Below are 18938 nucleotides of genomic sequence, written 5' to 3'. Positions count from 1 at the left end.
CGGCGGGACGCGATGCGTTCAGCCTCCGCTGGAACCCGAGTCCGATACCGGGCCCGAGCCATAGAGCGCGCTGATGTCCTTGGACGTCGCCCACCGGCTGTAGGTGGGCGACTGGGGCCAGCCCTCGGGTGAGTCCTGCCATTCCTCCTGACGGCCGTACGGCAGGACATCGATCAACGCGAATTTGTGACCGAGCTGCTCGGTACCCCGACCGTTGGTGTGCCAGGTGCGGTAGACGGTGTCGCCGTTGCGCAGGAACACGTTGACCGCGAATCCTCCGTCGGGCGGTGCGCCGACGTCGGCCCCGAACGAGCTGTTCGCGGTCGAGTACCAGGCCATCCGGTTGCCGACCCGCTGCTTGTAGGCGAGTGCTTCGTCGATCGGGCCCTGCGTGACGATGACGAAGCGCGCGTCGTGGTTGTCCAGGAACTCCAGGCGCGTGTACTGCGAGGTGAACCCGGTACAGCCCGGGCACTGCCATTCCTTGCCGGCGAACCACATGTGGTTGTAGACGATCAGTTGGCTCTTGCCTTCGAAGACATCCGCCAGCCGAACGGGGCCGTCCTCGCCCTCAAGGGTGTAGTCGGGCATCTCGACCATCGGCAGGCGACGACGCTCGGCGGCGATGGCGTCAAGCTCCCGTGTCGCGGCCTTCTCCCGCGTACGCAGTGCCTCGAGTCGGCGCTCCCAGGTGGCGGCGTCGACGACGGGTGGTAGTTGGTGGACGGTCATGGTCCCCTCACAGAGCTCGTGCGCGGCTTTCGCTTGTGCAGAGACAGACCCCACCGGTCTTTGGAACTCATCGGTCGGCAGCGGCCGGCAGCAGCGCTCGCTCGTCACTTCCGTGGCGTTGGTTGCCGCCGGGGTTGCGTGCCGGCGGCAACCGAGGGGCGCGGGTTACTGGTTGGCGGCGAAGCGCATCAGGGCGAGTTGGTCGCCCTGCTTGATCTTTCCCGTCGTGTTGATCACTTGGAGCTTCCAGCTGGGGCCGGACCGTACGGCCTTGGCCACGGCGCAGCCGTTGTCCTGGGTGAGCATGCTGGGCCAGATGTCGGCGACCTGCTGAGAGCTGCCGCCGCTCGCGTCGTAGACCTTGAAGCTGATGTTGCGCGCCTTCTGGAAGGAACTGCCCTTCTTGTAGGCGGCGGCGACGAACACGATCGACGTGATGTGGGGCGGGATCTTCGAGAACTCGACCGTGACGGTCTCGTCGTCGCCGTCCCCGTGGCCGGTCTGGTTGTCGCCGCTGTGCAGCAGGGAGCCGTTGCCGATGGGGTCGACCGAGTCGAGGCCCGCCAGACGCACCGGGTCGCCGTCGTGCATGGCGATGGCGATCAGGTCGAGGTCGGTGCCGGTCTTCCGGCGGAGTTTGCCCATCACTCCGCCGCTGGCGCCGGCGGTGGGGTCCCAGGACACGCCGATGGTCAGGTGGGTCACCCCGTCCAGGTCGGCGGGGCCGTCTTCCTTCGTGAGCGTAATCATGGGCCCATACTGCCTGGGCTTTCCCCGCGGTCCCAGAACAGGCCCGCCGACTCCGGAGCCGCGCGTTCGCGGACGAGCGGGGCGGAAAGTCGCGATACGGGATCCGGACCGGGAAATGTGGCGTCTACGTCGGTATGGATCTGGAGAAGCAGTCGCCACGGCCGCAGTCGCAGACTCAGCCGCAGCCGCAGCACCCCGAGGGGTGTCTCGCCGTCGCGATTCGCATTCCGGTGCGGATCGTCGTGCTCGTGCTGGTCGTTCCCGTGCGGATGATGTGGGACGCGCTCGTCTTCGTGGGGCGGCTGCTGAACGACGTGCTGCTGCGGCCGCTCGGGCGGGCGTTGCTCTGGGTCGGGCGGGCGGTCTTCGTGTGGCCGTTCGTGGGGCTGTGGCGGTATCTGCTCGTGCCCCTCGCCAAGGCACTCGGGTGGCTCGGGAACGTACTCGTCGTCGTGCCGCTGGGCTGGCTGTACCGGTACGTGCTGACGCCACTCGGGCACGCCTTCGTCTCGGCCGCGCGGGGGATCGGGGCCGGGCTGGCGTGGGTCTACGCGTGCGTGCTGACGCCGGTCGGGCACGGCGTGATGTGGGTGCTCAGGGGATTGGGGGCGGTGTTCGCCGCCCTGGGGGCCGGTATCTACGGCGTCGGCGCCTGGCTGGTGCGGTATCTCCTCGTCGTGCCTGCCGTGTGGGTGTACGAGTGGGTTCTCACGCCCGTGGGGCGGGCGATCGCCTGGTGTGCCGGGGGGCTCGTGTGGTGCCTGCGCGTGATCGTCACCGGGATCGGGGTGGCCCTCTACTGGATCGCCCGGGTGCTCCTCGTCCTGCCGGTGCTTGCGGTGTGGCGGTGGGTTCTCACGCCCGTGGGGCGGGCGATCGCCTGGTGTGCCGGGGGGCTCGTGTGGTGCCTGCGCGTGATCGTCACCGGGATCGGGGTGGCCCTCTACTGGATCGCCCGGGTTCTCCTCGTCCTGCCGGTGCTTGCGGTGTGGCGGTGGGTTCTCGTACCCGTCGGGCAGGCGATCGCCGTCATCGCGCGGGAGGTCGGCGTGGCGCTGGGGCACGCCTGGCGGATCGCGGGGTACGTCTCGCTCGCCGTCGGGCGGTTCCTCGGGACCCTCTTCCGGTGGATCTTCGTGGAGCCCGTGCGCTGGGTGTACCGAAGCGTGCTGACGCCGGTCGGGCACGTCGTCCGGGACCTGGTGCTGCGGCCCGTCGCCGAGGCCGCGCGCGGTGTGGGACGGGCAACCCGGCAGGCCCTCGCCGCCGCCCGGCAGTCCGCGCGGCAGGCGCGCGCCGACTTCCGGCGGATGGTCTTCGGGGAGCCGAGGCAGCCGCAGGTGGTGGACCGGCGGGAACCTGTGGCCGCCGAGACACGTACTCTTGGTAGTAGTACGACCGCTCTCACGAAGGACTGAACGACACTGGGCAAGCGACAGCCCGAAGGCCCGCCGCCCGCACCCGCGGTGCAGCGCATCCGACTGCGCTACACCAAGCGCGGCCGCCTCCGGTTCACCAGCCACCGTGACTTCCAGCGCGCCTTCGAGCGTGCGTTGCGCCGTGCCGAGGTGCCGATGGCGTACTCGGCGGGGTTCACACCGCACCCGAAGGTGTCGTACGCCAATGCCGCACCCACCGGCACGGGCAGTGAGGCGGAGTTTCTCGAGATCGCGCTCACCGAAGCGCGCGACCCGGAGAAGCTCAGGGTTCTGCTCGACGAGTCGCTGCCCACAGGGCTCGACATCATCGACGCCGTCGAGGCCCGGACCTCCGGGCTCGCCGACCGGCTGACGGCTTCCGTGTGGGAGCTGCGGCTGGACGGGGCGGACCCGACCGAGGTCGAGCGCGCGGTGGCGGCCTTCAACGCCGCCGAGTTCGTCGAGGTCCAGCGCCGGACCAAGAACGGCGTACGGACCTTCGACGCCCGCTCGGCGGTCGCGCACCTTGAAACGCACGGTCCGCAGGCTGATAGGCCGACCGACCAGCCCTGTGCGATACTGCGGCTGGTTGTTCGGCACGTGACGCCTGCCGTTCGACCCGACGACGTCCTGTCCGGTCTCCGCGCCGTGGCCGACCTGGCGCCGCCGGTCCCCGCAGCGGTGACCAGGCTGGCGCAGGGGCTGTTCGATGAAGAGACCGGCACGGTGACCGACCCGCTCGCACCCGACCGCGAGGCAGCGGCGGCCCTCTCGACGGCCGCTGCGGCTGCCGCCGCGACGGCGCTGGTGCCGGAAGGTTCCGCGTAGGGACTACGTCGTAAGCGCCGCCCTGGTACTCGGGAGCCATCTGGGTCGGGCAGCGCACCTACCACAAGACTTTCGCCAGGCCGTACGCATTCGGCGTACGGAACCGGCGAGACAGGACACAGAGAGCTCCCGTGCGGCGCCCGCGCCCCGGACGGCGGCACCGCGCAACGCGCGAGCCGCGGACGTCACCGGCATCATCGCCGGACCAGGCGCGGCGCCCGGGAGCCTGACGGGAGATATGCCCGCATGCTCGAACCGACCGAACCCACCGAGGGTTCCGAACCCAACACTCCCAGCGACACCTTGCCGCCGCGTCGTCGGCGCCGGGCCGCTTCCCGGCCGGCGGGACCGCCGGTCGCCTCCTCGGAGGCTCCGGAGGAGACCGTCGCACCGGCCGTGGCGGCCGCTGAGGCCGAGGACCTCGTCACCGACGAGGAAGAGCTCGCCGAGAGCACCGAGACGGCTCAGGCCGAGGCTGTCGAGAGCCCTCCGGCCGAAGACGCCGCACCCGCTCCTCGTGCGCGGCGCCGGGCCACCCGCCGGGTGTCCGCGCCCGCCGGGGCCTCCGCCGCTGTCGAGGCCGCGGAGACCGTCGTACCTGTGAGCGCTGCCGGTGACGACGGTGCGCAGGAGGTCGCCGAGGCTGTCGAGAGCCCCGCGGCCGAAGAGGCGGCGCCCGCACCCCGTGCGCGGCGTCGTGCCACGCGCCGGGTGTCCGCACCCGCCGGGGCTCCTGCTGCCGGTGAGGCCGCCGAGGTCGCCGAGACCGTCGTGCCCGCCGCCACCGAGACCGCCACTGAGCCCGTCGGCGAGAGCGCCGCGGTCGAGGTTCCGGCCGAGGCGCCCGCCGGCCGCACCACGCGGCGCCGGGCCACCCGCCGTGCCTCCGCGCCCGCCGGGGCGCCGAAGGCGGACGATGCCGCCGGGACAGTGGAGGCCGCGCTGGCCGTCGAGACGGCCGAGGCCGTCGGCGAGCCGGTGGACCTCCCCACCGACACCGCTGCTGCGCCCGCCGAGCAGCCCGCGACCGACGAGGACGCCGCTCCGCGGCGCTCGCGGCGTCGTGCCACGCGCCGGGTGACCACGCCCGCCGGTACCGACTCCGAGTCGGCCGAGGAGGCAGTGGTGACGAGCACTCCCGAGCCCGAGGTTCCCGCCGCCGGGGGCGAGCGCGCCGAGGCCGCGCAGGCTCCCGCGGTCGAGGAGACCGCCGAGGAGACCGCCGAGGACGCCTCCCCGCGTCGGCGTCGTCGCGTCGCCCGCAAGGCCGCCACCGGCTTCGCCGCGCCCGCGCAGCCGGCCGGTGGGGCGGACGACAAGGCTCCGCGCCGGCCGTCGAGGCCCGCCGTCGCCGTGTTCCAGGCGCCCGTCTTCACCGAGCCGCAGTTCCAGACGCCGCAGCGGGCCGCTGCCGCGGCGGCTGCCGAGGCCGAGACCGAGCCCGAGGCGGAGACCGAGGTCCAGCCCCAGGCCCAGCCCGAGGCGGTCGAGGTCGTCGAGGAGACCACCGAGGAGCAGGGCGGCCGCCGTCGGCGCCGGCGCCGGGGCTCCACCCCCGCGCAGGAGCCCGAGGTCCAGGCCCCGCAGGCCGCCGAGGCGACCGCGGAGGAGGAGCCGGACGAGGCCGAGGACGCCGACGACTCCGCCGAGGGCGACGAGGCCGAGGAGACCGGTTCGCGCCGTCGCCGTCGCAGGGGCGGCCGTCGCCGCCGCCGGGGCGAGCTGGCCGACTCCGAGTCGGGCGACGGCCAGGAGGACGGCGACGAGTACGCCGACGAGCAGGCCGCGCAGGACACCGAGGACACCTCCGAGCAGCACGACGAGGACGCCGAGGACACGGACGACCGCGACGAGGCCGGTGGCTCCAGCAGCAGCCGTCGCCGTCGGCGTCGTCGCCGGCGCGCCGGTGACTCCTCCCCGGAGGCCGAGCCCGTCGACGGCGACCCCGAGCGCACCGTGGTCAAGGTCCGCGAGCCGCGCAAGCCCGCCGAGCCGTCCGACGAGGTGCAGTCCATCAAGGGCTCGACCCGCCTGGAGGCCAAGAAGCAGCGCCGCCGGGAAGGCCGTGAGCAGGGACGCCGACGCGTTCCGATCATCACCGAGGCGGAGTTCCTGGCCCGACGCGAGGCCGTCGAGCGGGTGATGGTCGTCCGGCAGTACGGCGACCGTACGCAGATCGGCGTCCTGGAGGACGGCGTGCTCGTCGAGCACTACGTCAACAAGGAGCAGTCGACCTCGTACGTCGGCAACGTCTACCTCGGCAAGGTGCAGAACGTGCTGCCGTCGATGGAGGCCGCCTTCATCGACATCGGCAAGGGCCGCAACGCCGTGCTGTACGCCGGTGAGGTCAACTTCGAGGCGCTGGGCATGGGCAACGGCCCGCGGCGCATCGAGAGCGCGCTGAAGTCCGGGCAGTCCGTGCTCGTCCAGGTGACGAAGGACCCGATCGGGCACAAGGGCGCGCGACTGACCAGCCAGGTGTCGCTGCCCGGCCGTTACCTCGTGTACGTGCCCGAGGGCTCGATGACCGGCATCAGCCGCAAGCTGCCCGACACCGAGCGGGCCCGGCTGAAGACCATCCTCAAGAAGATCGTCCCCGAGGACGCGGGCGTGATCGTGCGCACCGCCGCCGAGGGCGCGAGCGAGGACGAGCTGCGCCGGGACGTCGAGCGGCTGCAGGGCCAGTGGGAGGACATCCAGAAGAAGTCGAAGAACGGCGGCAGCTCGAACTCGCCGACGCTGCTGTACGGCGAGCCGGACATGACCGTCCGCGTCGTCCGCGACATCTTCAACGAGGACTTCACCAAGGTCATCGTGAGCGGTGACGACGCGTGGGAGACCATCCACGGATACGTCTCGCATGTCGCGCCGGATCTCGCCGAGCGGCTGCAGAGGTGGACCAGCGAGGTCGACGTCTTCGCCACGTACCGGATCGACGAGCAGCTCGCCAAGGCGCTGGACCGCAAGGTCTGGCTGCCGAGCGGCGGTTCGCTGGTGATCGACCGGACCGAGGCGATGGTCGTCGTCGACGTCAACACCGGCAAGTTCACCGGTCAGGGCGGCAACCTCGAGGAGACGGTCACCAGGAACAACCTGGAGGCGGCCGAGGAGATCGTGCGCCAGCTCCGGCTGCGCGACCTCGGCGGCATCATCGTCATCGACTTCATCGACATGGTGCTGGAGTCCAACCGGGACCTGGTGCTGCGGCGCCTGCTCGAGTGCCTGGGCCGTGACCGTACGAAGCACCAGGTCGCCGAGGTGACCTCGCTGGGCCTGGTCCAGATGACCCGCAAGCGGGTGGGCCAGGGTCTGCTGGAGTCGTTCTCCGAGACCTGCGTCCACTGCAACGGCCGGGGCGTCATCGTCCACATGGAGCAGCCGACCTCCGCGGGAGGCGGCGGCAAGCGCCGCAAGCGCGGGCGCGGCGGTGACGGGCAGATCCCCGAGCACGAGCACGAGGCGGCCGTGGAGACCGCCGAGGTTCCGGAGGAGACCGAGGACGAGGTGGCCGCCGAGGTCGCCGAGCCCCTCGCGCTGGCCGAGCCGGACTTCGAGCCGGACGAGGAGCTGTACAGCAGTGTCGCCGAGGCGGAGGCCGCGGCCGGTCGGGGCCGTTCGCGGCGCCGGGCGAGCCGGCGGGCGTCGGCTCCGGCGGGCGCGCCGAAGCGGGACGAGCGGCGCGGTGAGAGGCGGGACGAGGCTGCGGCCGCGGTGCAGGCCGAGGCTCCCACGGCTCAGGACGTGACGGCCGAGGAAGAGGTCGAGCGTCCGGTGCAGCCGGAGCCGGCCGTCGTCGCGCAGACCGAGCCCGTCGCCGCCGAGGACCCGGTCGTCGAGGCTCCGGCCGCGGAGCCGGTCGCCGAGGACGCCGCGCCGAAGGGCCGTGTGCGTCGCCGGGCGACTCGCAAGGTGTCCGCGCCGGCCGGTTCCCCGACGGGATCCGAGGCGGCCGTGGTGACGGTCGCCGAGACCGCGCCGGTGGCTGAGCCGCAGGCCGAGGAGGCTCCGGCCGCCCCGGCCGAGGCCGCTGCCGAGGCGCCCGCCGAGAGCGCCGCCCCGGCCCGTCCGCGGCGCCGTGCCGTGCGCAAGGCCACAGCGCCCACCGCGTCCGAGGAGGCGGCCGTCATGGTCGTCCCGTCGGCCGCGGAGGAACCGGTCAAGGCTCCTGCGGAGGCAGAGGCCGAGGTCGAGGCCGAGACGGAAACCGAGGCCGCTGCCGCTGCCGAGGAAGCGGCTCCGGCCAAGAAGACGGCCCGTAAGACGGCCAAGAAGGTCACGGCGAAGAAGGCCGCCACCAAGAAGACGGTGGCCAAGAAGACGGCCGCGAAGAAGACCGTCGCCAAGAAGACGACGGCCAAGAAGGTGACGTCGAAGAAGACGGCGGCGGCCGAACAGCAATCGCTGCGGTCCGTCTCGGCACCCGCCGACGAGGCCTGACACCTCGCCGAGTGAAATAAGTGATCCGCCCCCGGTCCGACCGGGGGCGGATACTTTTTTTCGCGGATCCGTGAGCATCACGTAAGGATCGGGTATGTGAATGGAAAGTGAATCACCCATCCGGCTGCAGGGTTATGATGTGAGCCGAGATTGACGCTAAATTCAGACAAATTAGGATTTTACTTTCCGTATGTGCACAGTATTGGGGCGCAATTCGTGAAGGCTCTCGTGCTCTCCGGGGGAGCGGGCACCCGCCTCCGCCCGATCACCCACACCTCGGCCAAGCAACTGGTACCGGTCGCCAACAAGCCTGTGCTCTTCTACGGCCTGGAGGCGATCGCCGAAGCCGGGATCAGCGAGGTCGGCATCGTCGTCGGCGACACCGCGGAGGAGATCCGCGAGGCGGTGGGTGACGGTTCGCTCTTCGGGATCAAGGTCACCTACATCCCCCAGGAAGCGCCGCTGGGCCTCGCCCATGCCGTGCTCATCGCGCAGGACTTCCTCGGCGACGACGACTTCGTCATGTACCTCGGCGACAACTTCATCGTCGGTGGCATCACCGGTCTGGTGGAGGGGTTCCGTACCGAGCGGCCCGACGCGCAGATCCTGCTGACCAAGGTCCCCAACCCGACCTCCTTCGGTGTCGCGGAACTCGGCGGCGACGGCCGGGTGGTGGGCCTGGAGGAGAAGCCGAAGAAGCCGAAGAGCGATCTGGCGCTCGTCGGCGTCTATCTGTTCACCCCGGCCATCCACGAGGCCGTCCGCTCCATCGAGCCCTCCTGGCGCGGCGAGCTGGAGATCACGCACGCCATCCAGTGGCTGATCGACGAGAGGCGTGACGTCCGCTCCACCACCATCTCCGGCTACTGGAAGGACACCGGCAACGTCACCGACATGCTGGAGGTCAACCGGTCCGTCCTGGAGACCGTGGAGCCTCTCGACGCGGGCACGGTCGACGACGCCAGCGAGATCATCGGCCGGGTGCGCATCGAGGAGGGTGCCCGGGTCAGTGGCAGCCGGATCGTCGGACCCGCCATCATTGGTGCCGGCACGGTGGTCAACGACGCGTACATCGGCCCCTTCACGTCCGTCTCCGAGGACTGCCGGATCGAGGACAGCGAAATCGAGTACTCCATCGTGCTGCGCGGCTCCTCCGTGACCGGCGTGCGCCGGGTGGAGGCCTCGCTCATCGGGCGTGACGTCGAGGTGACGCCCGCTCCCCGTAACCCCAAGGCCCACCGGCTCGTGCTCGGTGATCACAGCAAGGTGCAGATCTCTTCATGACGACCCCCGTTACCCGGATCCTGGTGACCGGCGGTGCCGGTTTCATCGGCTCGCACTACGTCCGTACGCTGCTCGGCCCCCAGGGCCCCGGTGATGTCGCGATCACCGTCCTGGACAAGCTGACGTACGCGGGCAACCCGGCCAACCTCGACGAGGTGCGCGCGCACCCCGGATTCGCCTTCGTGCAGGGCGACATCTGCGACCCGGAACTGGTCGGCAAGCTGATGGCCGAGCACGACCAGGTCGTGCACTTCGCCGCCGAGTCGCACGTCGACCGTTCCATCGACGGCGGCGCGGAGTTCGTCCGCACGAACGTGGTCGGCACGCACACGCTGATCGACGCGGCCCACCGGGCCGGCATCAAGACCTTCGTGCACATCTCCACCGACGAGGTCTACGGCTCGATCGACGAGGGCTCCTGGCCCGAGACCCACCCGCTGGAGCCCAACTCGCCCTACTCCTCGGCGAAGGCGTCCAGCGACCTGATCGCCCTGTCCTACCACCGCACCCACGGCCTGGACGTCCGCGTCACCCGCTGCTCCAACAACTACGGGCACCACCACTTCCCCGAGAAGGTCATCCCGCTCTTCGTGACCAACCTCCTCGACGGCAAGAAGGTCCCGCTGTACGGCGACGGCGGCAACGTCCGCGACTGGCTGCACATCGACGACCACGTCCAGGGCATCGAACTGGTCCGCACCAAGGGCAGCGCGGGCGAGGTCTACAACATCGGCGGCGGCACCGAGCTCTCCAACAAGGAGCTCACCGGGCTGCTGCTCAAGGCGTGCGGCGCCGACTGGGAGACCAGCGTCGAGTACGTCGAGGACCGCAAGGGCCACGACCGCCGCTACTCCGTGGACTGCACGAAGATCCGCGAGGAGCTCGGCTACGAGCCCCGCAAGAGCTTCGAACAGGGCCTGGCGGAGACGGTCGAGTGGTACCGCGAGAACCGGGCCTGGTGGGAGCCGCTGAAGGAGCGGGCGGCGCTGTGACCGACAACCGGACCTGGCTCGTCACCGGCGCGGGGGGCATGCTCGCGCAGGACGTCCTCGCGCGGCTCGCCGCCGCGGGGGTCCCGGCCGTCGCGGCCGCCCGCACCGAACTGGACATCACCGATCCGGCCTCGGTGGGCGCGGCGCTGGCCGCACACCGCCCGGCCGTGGTCGTCAACTGCGCCGCCTGGACGGCCGTGGACGACGCCGAGTCCCGCGAGGACGAGGCGCTGAGGGTCAACGCCGACGGCCCGCGCCACCTCGCCGAGGCGTGCGCGGAGACCGGGGCCGTACTCCTGCAGGTGTCCACGGACTACGTGTTCACCGGGGACGCCGAGAAGCCCTACGCCGAGGACGCGCCCACCGGGCCGCGCAGCGCGTACGGGCGGACCAAGCTGGCGGGCGAGGAGGCGGTCCTCACCGTGCTCCCGGAGAGCGGCTACGTCGTGCGCACGGCCTGGCTGTACGGCGCGGGCGGCGGCAACTTCGTCCGTACGATGATCAAGCTGGAGGACGTCAAGGACACCCTCGACGTGGTCGACGACCAGCGCGGCCAGCCCACCTGGACCGCCGACCTCGCCGACCGTCTGGTCCGCCTCGGCCAGGGCGCCCTCGCGGGCACCGCACCGGCCGGCGTCTACCACGGCACCAGCGGCGGCGAGACGACGTGGTTCGGCTTCACGCGGGCCATCTTCGAGCAGCTGGGCGCCGACCCGGGGCGGGTCCGTCCCACCACCAGCGCGGCCTTCGTACGGCCGGCGCCCCGGCCCGCGTACAGCGTGCTGGGCCACGACCGGTGGGCGGCGGCGGGCATCGAGCCGATCCGGGACTGGCGCGAGGCGCTGGCCGAGGCGTTTCCCGCGCTGCTCGCGGCGGAGCGGGGCTGACCGGGGTCGACCGGACGGCATCGGTGGCCGGGTCCTGCCTTCGGGCGGGGCCCGGCCACCGGCATTCCGGGCTCTTCGTGCGACGCGTGCAACCGGAGGCGAGGCTCGGTGGTCCCACTCGCATGAGGAAGAAGCCTGTCGTCGGCGCGGTCCTGGTTCTCCTGCTGTCCGCGTGCGGGGCGGGCGGATCGGACACGGAGGACAGACAGACGCACCGGGCCCCCGCCCCGTCGGACTCCGTGCCGGCAGGGACGGGACGGCCCGCCGTCCGGTCGGACTTCGACGGGGACGGGTACGGGGATCTCGTCTTCACGAACGGCACCGCGACCGTCAACGGGAAGTACGCCGCCGGGTACGCGGCCGTGATCCGCGGCTCCTCGAAGGGGCCGGTACTCGACGGGCGTCAGGTCGTCACCCAGGACGACCTGAGACTCGGCAAGGCGGGCGAGGGGGGCGGGTTCGGAAGCCGGGGCGTGACCGCCGACCTCGACGGGGACGGGCGGGCCGACCTCGTCGTCACCGGGACCGAGGACAGCACCGCTCGCGTCCTCCTGGGGCCGTTCAGCCGCGACGGCGCACCGCGCCGCACGGTCTCTCTCGACCTGACGCCCAGCGACCCGGCGTACTACACCGCGAGGCCCACCACCGCCGGGGACATCACGGGGGACGGCAAGGACGACCTCCTGGTCACGTGGTCCCATGTCTACGCGGACGAGGAACCCATCCCCCGCGCCACCCTCGTCTACCGCGGCACCGCCGACGGGAAGCCCGTCAAGGGCCCACGTCTGAAGGACGACCAGGGCAAGGACTTCTACGGCGCGTGGCTCCGGACGGGGGACGTGAACAAGGACGGCTTCGCCGACGTCGTGGCGGGACTCGCTTGCGAGATGCTCGGCGATGTCATGACCCCCGAGGGCGGCAGCCGTGTGACTGTCCTGTACGGCGGCCCCTCGGGGCAGAGCGCGAAGCTCAGGCCGACACGCCTCACCGAGAGGACCACCGGGTTGCCTGTCGACGGGCCTTTCTCCTCCTGCACGTTCGGCGTCGGTCCCTCGGTCGGTGACATCGACGCCGACGGATACGCCGATGTGGCGTTCTCGGTCAGGACCGGTACCGAACCGGACGGCGAGAGCAGCGTCGTCCTGCTGAGGGGGAGCGCCCGGGGCCTCACGGTCGAAGGAGCTCGGTCCCTGCCCGGCGGCCGTGCCACGATGCTGGACACGAACGGGGACCGAGCGGCCGAGCTCGCCGTGGCAGGCCCGGGAGAGGGCGAGGTCCGGGTGCTGCGCGGAGGGCGGGAGGGGGTCGCGCTCACTCCGGCGCTGGCCGTCAAGGAGGCCGATCTCGACCTGGGACCGGAGATATCGATCACGGGGCGCGCCTTCGGGGTGGTCGGATGACACCCCGCCTTGCTACCGGCGAGTACGTAAACCTCCAGTGAACTTCCGAGAAAGCTTACGCCAGAGCCTTTGAATGAGTAACTTCGCGGGAAACAAGGACAGCCGCAACCCCTCGAAAGGCCGCTTCAGTGGACCGTCATGAACTCCTGCGTGGACTGCACCGTATCTACCGGCCGCGAAACTACCTGGAGATCGGCGTCAACGACGGCCGCAGCCTGGCACTTTCGCGCGTCGCGTCCGTCGCGATCGACCCCGCCTTCAAGGTCGTGACGTCGATCAGCTGCGACGTCCACCTGGTCCAGTCGACCAGTGACGACTTCTTCGCCCGCAAGGACCCGCTGGTCCACCTGCGCCGCGGCCGCAACCCCTTCCGCGCCCTCGCCCGCCGCGACCCGCTGGGGATGCTCGGCGGCGACCCCACGCTCGAGCTGTCCTTCATCGACGGCATGCACCTCTTCGAGTACGCGCTGCGCGACTTCATGAACGTGGAGCGCCACTCCCGCTGGTCGAGCGTGATCGTGCTCGACGACATGCTGCCCCGCGACGTCGACGAGGCGGCCCGTGACCGGCACACCAAGTTCTGGACCGGCGACGTCTACAAGCTGGTGACCGTCCTGCGGAAGTACCGCCCCGATCTGACGGTGCTCGAGATCGACACCGCGCCGACCGGTGTCGCCGTGGTCTTCGGAGCCGACCCGCAGAACACGGTGCTCAAGCAGAACTACGACGACATCATCAAGGAGTACGTCGTCCCGGACCCGCAGGCGGTCCCCGAAGAGGTCCTGGTGCGCAAGCACGCCGTGCAGCCCGAGGCGCTGCTCGGGGCCGACTTCTGGCCGGCCCTGGTCAAGGCGCGGAACCTGCGCCGCCCGCGCGCGGGCTTCGAGAAGCTGCGCGGCCAGATAGCGGCGCTGGGCGGCTGATCCTTCCCTACGACAGCAGGAGGGGGCCTCGCGGACGGATCCGCGAGGCCCCCTCCTCGTTGCTCTCAGGCGCGCAGCTGAGCCGCGTACGCCTGGCAGGCCTCGTACGACGGCAGCAGGCCCTGGGCCTCGGCCTCCGCCAGCGTCGGCGCCGCCGAGTCCTTCTCGGACAGGACGGGCGACACGCCCGACGGCCACTCGATGCCCAGATCCGGGTCGAGCGGGTGGATGCCGTGCTCGCGCTGCGGGGCGTACCCCTCGGAGCACAGGTAGACCACGGTCGCGTCGTCGGTCAGCGCCATGAAGGCGTGCCCGAGCCCCTCGGAGAGGTAGACGGAGTGGTGGTCCACGTCGTCCAGCCGCACGGCTTCCCACTGCTTGTACGTGGGGGAGCCGGTGCGGATGTCGACGATGACGTCCAGCACCGCGCCGCGTACGCACTTGACGTACTTGGCCTGGCTGGGCGGCACGTCGGCGAAGTGGATGCCGCGCAGGGTGCCGCGGCTGGAGACGGAGCAGTTGGCCTGGGCCAGGCTCAGGCTGTGGCCGGTGGACTCCTCGAAGTCCGCCCCCTTGAACCACTCGTGGAAGCTCCCGCGAGCGTCGGGGAAGACCTTCGGTTCGTGCACCCAGGCGCCCGCGATGCTGAGCTCCCGCATGGTGATCACATCCTTACTGTGGTGCTGTCGTGCCGTGTGCCTGCGATGTGTGTCCGTGGTGGGGCGGCGGTCAGCCGACCAGCTTCGCCGCGAGCCGGCGGAGCTTCTTGCGGGCCGGCGACGGAAGCCTGCGTATGACCGGACCGCCGACGGCGCGCAGCCTGCGCCGGACGGCTGCCTTGCGCCGCCTGGTCAGTTCCGCCTGCACGAGTTCGGGACCCACCTCGGCTACATCATCGCCGAGACGCAGCCGCCCGCTGCCGTCGACCGTCGCCTCGCAGAGCGCGAGGGCCGGGTTCTTCTCCCCGTCCAGCCTCGCCGAAAGGTTCCAGCGGCCGGAGGGCACGGAGGTCGCGCGCTCGGGAAGGGCGATGTGGGCGCGCCCCGCCACGTGGCGGACCTCGGAGGGCAGCGCGAACGTACGGCCGTCCGCGGAGCTCAGGACCAGTTCGGTCTTCATCGGCGCGGTCTTCGGCCGGGTGAACACGTCGAGCCGGAGTTCCGGGCGGCCGCCGGGCATCCGCAGCACCGGCCGGTTCTCGAGATACGGCACCAGCTTCTTGCTGCGGCGGCCGACATCGAGGGTGAGATTGCCGTGCGGGTCGGTGAAGTACGGAATGACCGGGCGGGCGGGGGAGCCGAGCAGGGCGGGGCGGCAGTCGGCGTCGACGTGCTCCGCGCGGTCGGCGCCCAGGCGGGCCTTGCGGACCACGCCGAGACCGCGGACCGGGACCCAGATGTCCCAGAAGCCGCGGGAGACGGGGCCGCGGCCCTTGACGCCCTGCGGGCTGACCTTGCCGGTGCCGCGCAGGACGACCTCGCAGGCACCGTCACCCAGGTCCTCGACGGTGGAGGTGTACTCGGCGGGGCAGGGCCACTCGACGGCCGTCTCGCGGTTGCGCAGGGACATCTCGGCCTTGAAGCCGTTCAGCTCGTCCGTGACGTCGACCAGCTCGCCGTCCTTCAGCACGCCCTCGGTGAACTCCGGGTGCAGGAAGAACCGGCCGTCGCGGCGCAGCAGCTTGAGCGGCTCGCCGTTCTCACCCTGGACCAGCCGCGCGGTGACGTCGACGGCCAGCTTGCCGTCGGACTGCCAGGCGACGTTCTCGAGCCGGGCCGCGCCCTTGATGGAGGCCGCGAAGCGGGCGATCCGCACCAGGCCCTCACGGTCGTCGCGGCGCAGCAGCGTGGAGCGGACGCGGCTGAGCGCCCCGAGCCCGTCGTGTACGCCGTCCCCCATGAACTCCTCGGCCAGCGGCCGCACCGCGTCGCACATCTCGTCCAGGTAGGCGGCGTCGTACTTGAGGACGGAGGGCTCGCTGAGCCGGCCCAGCATCTCCACCCGGTAGAAGCGGCGGAGCAGCAGGTCCCGGAACTCTCCCGGCTCGGTGTTGTCGACGACGACGTCGAGTACTTCCCGGAGGTTTCCGTAGTAGCCGGACGGGACGATCTTGGCGGATCCCGCATTGTTTCCGTCGTCGCGCTTCGAGTAGTAGTAGCAGGTGTAACTGCCGAGGATGGAGACGACCTTGGCGGGGAAATACGCCTGCATCATGTACAGCTGGTCCTCCAGGCGCCGCTTGCCCTCGGGATAGGCGATGTTGTTCTCGCGGAGGAATTCCGCGCGGAACATCTTGTGCGGCGTGAGGCTGTCGTACAGCGGCGCGTCCCGGAGGTCGCACTTCTCCCGGTCCACGCGGAAGACGCCGTGCGGGACCCCGCGGAAGTTGCTGGCCACCTTGCCGATGACGATGTCGGAGCCGTTGCGGTGGCCCATGTCGTACATCCGGCGCAGCGCGTCGGAGGCAAGATAGTCGTCCTGGTCGACGAACTGGATGTACTCGCCCGCGGCCTCGCCCACACCGATGTTCCTGGGTTTTCCGGGCCAACCGGAGTTCGGTATGTGAATCACCCGGAAATGCGGATGCTCCTTGGCCAGGGCGTCCAGCTCGGCGGGCGTGTCGTCGGTCGAGCCGTCATTCACGAAGAGAACTTCGAATTCATCGGACGGCAGGGTCTGCCTCAACAGTGAGTCAATGCAAGGCTGGATGTACTTACCTGGGTTGTACACCGGGATGATGACGCTCACCTTGGTCGGCATCTGCTGTACCTGTCTCCTGTCGAGAGGCCCTGTGGGGGGTGATCGCGGCGTGTACGGCCTGTGGCCGTGGTGTGTATGGCCGGGGTCACAGAGTATCCGCAGGCCTTTTGGGTACACCCAGGGGTTTACGGAAGTCGGCGCGGCGCCCCCGCGGATCCGGGCGGGCCCGGTTTGACCAGCCCTGGGGCGGCCCGTAACCTTGACCCTCGGTGTGTCTCCGTACCCACCCACCCCTGAGCACCCACCTCCTGCTCGCCGAGCAGGGGAGGCCGCTCGTCCGCATCCGGATCATCGGGCCTTCGGGACCGTGTGAACGGCTGGCATCAGGGGGTCCGTCCCGAGTGAGAGAGAGATCCGCGTGTACGCCATCGTGCGCAGCGGTGGTCGCCAGCACAAGGTTGCTGTCGGCGACATCGTTGAGGTTGACAAGATTTCCACCGCCAAGGTTGGCGACACCGTAGAGCTCTCTACGCTGCTCGTTGTCGACGGCGACGCCGTGACCAGCGACCCGTGGGTGCTGGCCGGGATCAAGGTCCAGGCCGAGATCGTGGACCACCACAAGGGTGTGAAGATCGACATCCTTCGCTACAAGAACAAGACCGGCTACCGCCGTCGTCAGGGCCACCGCCAGCAGTACACGGCGATCAAGGTCACTGAGATCCCCGCGGCTGCGAAGTAAGGGACTGAGGAGACATGGCACACAAGAAGGGCGCATCGTCCACCCGGAACGGTCGCGACTCCAATGCCCAGCGGCTCGGCGTGAAGCGCTTCGGCGGTCAGGTCGTCAACGCGGGTGAGATCCTGGTCCGCCAGCGCGGCACCCACTTTCACCCCGGCGCGGGCGTCGGCCGTGGTGGCGACGACACGCTGTTCGCGCTGCTGTCCGGCGCGGTGGAGTTCGGTACCCACCGTGGCCGCAAGGTCGTGAACATCGTTCCGGTCGCCTGATCGGAAGCTTTCGCGAGGCGGACCTCACTTCCCTCACGGGAAGCGGGTCCGCCTTTCGCGTGTTACCCCAAAGACAAACCCCTACGTATTTCCCAAGTGCTGGAGGCACCCCCCATGACCACCTTCGTGGACCGCGTCGAGCTGCACGTCGCCGCGGGTAGCGGAGGTCACGGCTGTGCCTCCGTACACCGGGAGAAGTTCAAGCCGCTCGGCGGCCCGGACGGCGGCAACGGCGGCCGGGGCGGCGACGTCATCCTGACCGTCGACCAGTCCGTGACCACGCTGCTCGACTACCACCACTCCCCGCACCGCAAGGCCACGAGTGGTAAGCCCGGCGAGGGCGCCAACCGTTCCGGCAAGGACGGCCAGGACCTCGTCCTGCCCGTGCCGGACGGCACCGTCGTCCTCGACAGGGCGGGCAACGTGCTCGCCGACCTGGTCGGGCACGGCACGTCGTACATCGCGGCCCAGGGCGGCCGTGGCGGCCTCGGCAACGCGGCGCTGGCCTCCGCGCGGCGCAAGGCCCCGGGCTTCGCGCTGCTCGGCGTGCCGGGGGGTGCGCAGGACATCGTCCTGGAGCTGAAGACCGTCGCGGACGTGGCGCTGGTCGGCTACCCGAGCGCCGGAAAGTCCTCGCTGATCTCCGTGATGTCTGCCGCCAAGCCGAAGATCGCGGACTACCCCTTCACCACCCTGGTGCCGAACCTGGGCGTGGTCACGGCCGGCTCGACCGTCTACACGGTCGCCGACGTGCCGGGCCTCATCCCCGGCGCCAGCCAGGGCAAGGGCCTCGGCCTGGAGTTCCTGCGCCATGTGGAGCGGTGCAGCGTGCTCGTGCACGTGCTGGACACGGCGACCCTGGAGTCCGACCGCGACCCGCTGTCCGACCTCGACATCATCGAGGCGGAACTGCGGGAGTACGGCGGGCTCGACAACCGGCCGCGGATCGTCGTCCTCAACAAGATCGACGTACCGGACGGCAAGGACCTCGCCGAGATGGTGCGGCCGGACCTGGAGGCTCGCGGCTACCGGGTCTTCGCGGTGTCGGCGGTGGCGCACACCGGGCTGAAGGAGCTGTCGTTCGCCCTGGCGGAGGTGATCGGCGCCGCCCGGGCGGCGAAGCCGAAGGAAGAGGCGACCCGGATCGTCATCCGGCCCAAGGCCGTCGACGACGCGGGCTTCACCGTGACGCACGAGGAGGACGGCCTGTTCCGGGTGCGCGGCGAGAAGCCCGAGCGCTGGGTGCGGCAGACCGACTTCAGCAACGACGAGGCCGTGGGCTATCTCGCGGACCGGCTCAACCGCCTCGGTGTGGAAGCGGAGTTGATGAAGGCGGGAGCCCGGTCCGGTGACGGTGTCGCCATCGGACCCGAGGACAACGCGGTCGTCTTCGACTGGGAGCCCACGGTCATGGCGGGTGCCGAGATGCTCGGCCGGCGAGGCGAGGACCACCGCTTCGAGGCACCGCGGCCCGCGGCGCAGCGCCGCCGGGACAAGCAGGCGGAGCACGACGAGGCGGCGCAGGAGTTCGACGACTTCGAGCCGTTCTGACCGCTCCCGGCCACCGCGCCGTCCGGCG

At 70.7% G+C, this 18938-nt stretch carries 15 protein-coding genes; 11 read left to right on the top strand and 4 right to left on the bottom strand.

The genetic code is table 11. The annotated features are described in order from the left end of the window. Positions 1-18: 18 nt before the first annotated feature. On the bottom strand, positions 19-732 hold the full coding sequence (locus KUM49_RS29195) for a DUF899 family protein (protein WP_217239955.1): 714 nt from the start codon (positions 730-732) through the stop codon (positions 19-21). A gap of 165 nt (positions 733-897) precedes the next feature. After that, complete coding sequence (locus KUM49_RS29190; protein ID WP_217239954.1) at positions 898-1482, bottom strand: TerD family protein; 585 nt, start codon at positions 1480-1482, stop codon at positions 898-900. A gap of 134 nt (positions 1483-1616) precedes the next feature. Between KUM49_RS29190 and KUM49_RS29185 the strand changes: the two genes are divergently transcribed. From KUM49_RS29185 to KUM49_RS29150, 8 genes are all read left to right on the top strand, one after another. Then, positions 1617-2900 carry a hypothetical protein gene (locus tag KUM49_RS29185; RefSeq protein WP_217239953.1) on the top strand — a complete coding sequence of 428 codons (1284 nt, stop codon included), beginning with the start codon at positions 1617-1619 and terminating at the stop codon, positions 2898-2900. 48 nt (positions 2901-2948) lie between these two features. After that, positions 2949-3728 (top strand): TIGR03936 family radical SAM-associated protein, encoded by a 780-nt coding sequence (locus tag KUM49_RS29180; protein ID WP_217239952.1) that lies wholly within the window; start codon positions 2949-2951, stop codon positions 3726-3728. A gap of 246 nt (positions 3729-3974) precedes the next feature. Beyond that, positions 3975-8165 carry an Rne/Rng family ribonuclease gene (locus KUM49_RS29175; RefSeq protein ID WP_217239951.1) on the top strand — a complete coding sequence of 1397 codons (4191 nt, stop codon included), beginning with the start codon at positions 3975-3977 and terminating at the stop codon, positions 8163-8165. A gap of 216 nt (positions 8166-8381) precedes the next feature. Next, positions 8382-9449: a glucose-1-phosphate thymidylyltransferase gene (locus KUM49_RS29170; RefSeq protein ID WP_217239950.1), complete on the top strand. Its 1068-nt coding sequence runs from the start codon at positions 8382-8384 to the stop codon at positions 9447-9449. After that, entirely contained in the window at positions 9446-10441 is a 996-nt protein-coding gene (gene rfbB, locus KUM49_RS29165) for a dTDP-glucose 4,6-dehydratase (RefSeq protein WP_217239949.1), read from the top strand. The genes KUM49_RS29170 and rfbB overlap by 4 nt, the downstream gene beginning before the upstream one ends. After that, a complete protein-coding gene (gene rfbD, locus KUM49_RS29160) occupies positions 10438-11328 on the top strand; it encodes a dTDP-4-dehydrorhamnose reductase (protein WP_217239948.1) in 891 nt (296 codons plus the stop codon). Before rfbB ends, rfbD begins: the two co-directional genes overlap by 4 nt. Positions 11329-11450: 122 nt before the next feature. After that, positions 11451-12728 carry a VCBS repeat-containing protein gene (locus KUM49_RS29155; protein ID WP_217239947.1) on the top strand — a complete coding sequence of 426 codons (1278 nt, stop codon included), beginning with the start codon at positions 11451-11453 and terminating at the stop codon, positions 12726-12728. A 128-nt stretch (positions 12729-12856) separates the two neighbouring features. Then, positions 12857-13651 (top strand): class I SAM-dependent methyltransferase, encoded by a 795-nt coding sequence (locus KUM49_RS29150; protein ID WP_217239946.1) that lies wholly within the window; start codon positions 12857-12859, stop codon positions 13649-13651. Positions 13652-13716: 65 nt separating this feature from the next. Here the strand turns inward: KUM49_RS29150 and rfbC are convergent, their stop codons facing one another. Then, positions 13717-14310 (bottom strand): dTDP-4-dehydrorhamnose 3,5-epimerase, encoded by a 594-nt coding sequence (rfbC, locus tag KUM49_RS29145; RefSeq protein ID WP_217239945.1) that lies wholly within the window; start codon positions 14308-14310, stop codon positions 13717-13719. 70 nt (positions 14311-14380) lie between these two features. Next, a complete protein-coding gene (locus tag KUM49_RS29140; RefSeq protein ID WP_217239944.1) occupies positions 14381-16411 on the bottom strand; it encodes a glycosyltransferase family 2 protein in 2031 nt (676 codons plus the stop codon). A 358-nt stretch (positions 16412-16769) separates the two neighbouring features. Here KUM49_RS29140 and rplU point away from each other — a divergent pair, with 358 nt between their 5' ends. The 3 genes from rplU to obgE all read left to right on the top strand — a co-directional run bounded on the left by rplU (position 16770) and on the right by obgE (position 18910). Further along, a complete protein-coding gene (gene rplU, locus KUM49_RS29135) occupies positions 16770-17090 on the top strand; it encodes a 50S ribosomal protein L21 (RefSeq protein WP_006374708.1) in 321 nt (106 codons plus the stop codon). A gap of 14 nt (positions 17091-17104) precedes the next feature. Beyond that, complete coding sequence (rpmA, locus tag KUM49_RS29130) at positions 17105-17359, top strand: 50S ribosomal protein L27 (protein WP_217239943.1); 255 nt, start codon at positions 17105-17107, stop codon at positions 17357-17359. A 114-nt stretch (positions 17360-17473) separates the two neighbouring features. After that, positions 17474-18910 carry a GTPase ObgE gene (obgE, locus tag KUM49_RS29125; protein WP_217239942.1) on the top strand — a complete coding sequence of 479 codons (1437 nt, stop codon included), beginning with the start codon at positions 17474-17476 and terminating at the stop codon, positions 18908-18910. Positions 18911-18938: the final 28 nt, after the last annotated feature.

The organism is Streptomyces sp. AC555_RSS877, from assembly GCF_019049245.1.
Lineage (GTDB): Bacteria > Actinomycetota > Actinomycetes > Streptomycetales > Streptomycetaceae > Streptomyces.
This window is presented reverse-complemented; position numbering and strand designations above follow the sequence as displayed.

What these genes read in the sequence shown, in the direction of transcription:
- KUM49_RS29185 (WP_217239953.1), top strand. Translation starts at nt 1,617, where the DNA reads ATGGATCTGGAGAAGCAGTCGCCACGGCCGCAGTCGCAGACTCAGCCG.
- rfbB (WP_217239949.1), top strand. Translation starts at nt 9,446, where the DNA reads ATGACGACCCCCGTTACCCGGATCCTGGTGACCGGCGGTGCCGGTTTC.
- KUM49_RS29195 (WP_217239955.1), bottom strand. Translation starts at nt 732, where the DNA reads ATGACCGTCCACCAACTACCACCCGTCGTCGACGCCGCCACCTGGGAG.
- KUM49_RS29155 (WP_217239947.1), top strand. Translation starts at nt 11,451, where the DNA reads ATGAGGAAGAAGCCTGTCGTCGGCGCGGTCCTGGTTCTCCTGCTGTCC.
- rpmA (WP_217239943.1), top strand. Translation starts at nt 17,105, where the DNA reads ATGGCACACAAGAAGGGCGCATCGTCCACCCGGAACGGTCGCGACTCC.
- KUM49_RS29140 (WP_217239944.1), bottom strand. Translation starts at nt 16,411, where the DNA reads ATGCCGACCAAGGTGAGCGTCATCATCCCGGTGTACAACCCAGGTAAG.
- KUM49_RS29175 (WP_217239951.1), top strand. Translation starts at nt 3,975, where the DNA reads ATGCTCGAACCGACCGAACCCACCGAGGGTTCCGAACCCAACACTCCC.
- rfbC (WP_217239945.1), bottom strand. Translation starts at nt 14,310, where the DNA reads ATGCGGGAGCTCAGCATCGCGGGCGCCTGGGTGCACGAACCGAAGGTC.
- obgE (WP_217239942.1), top strand. Translation starts at nt 17,474, where the DNA reads ATGACCACCTTCGTGGACCGCGTCGAGCTGCACGTCGCCGCGGGTAGC.
- KUM49_RS29190 (WP_217239954.1), bottom strand. Translation starts at nt 1,482, where the DNA reads ATGATTACGCTCACGAAGGAAGACGGCCCCGCCGACCTGGACGGGGTG.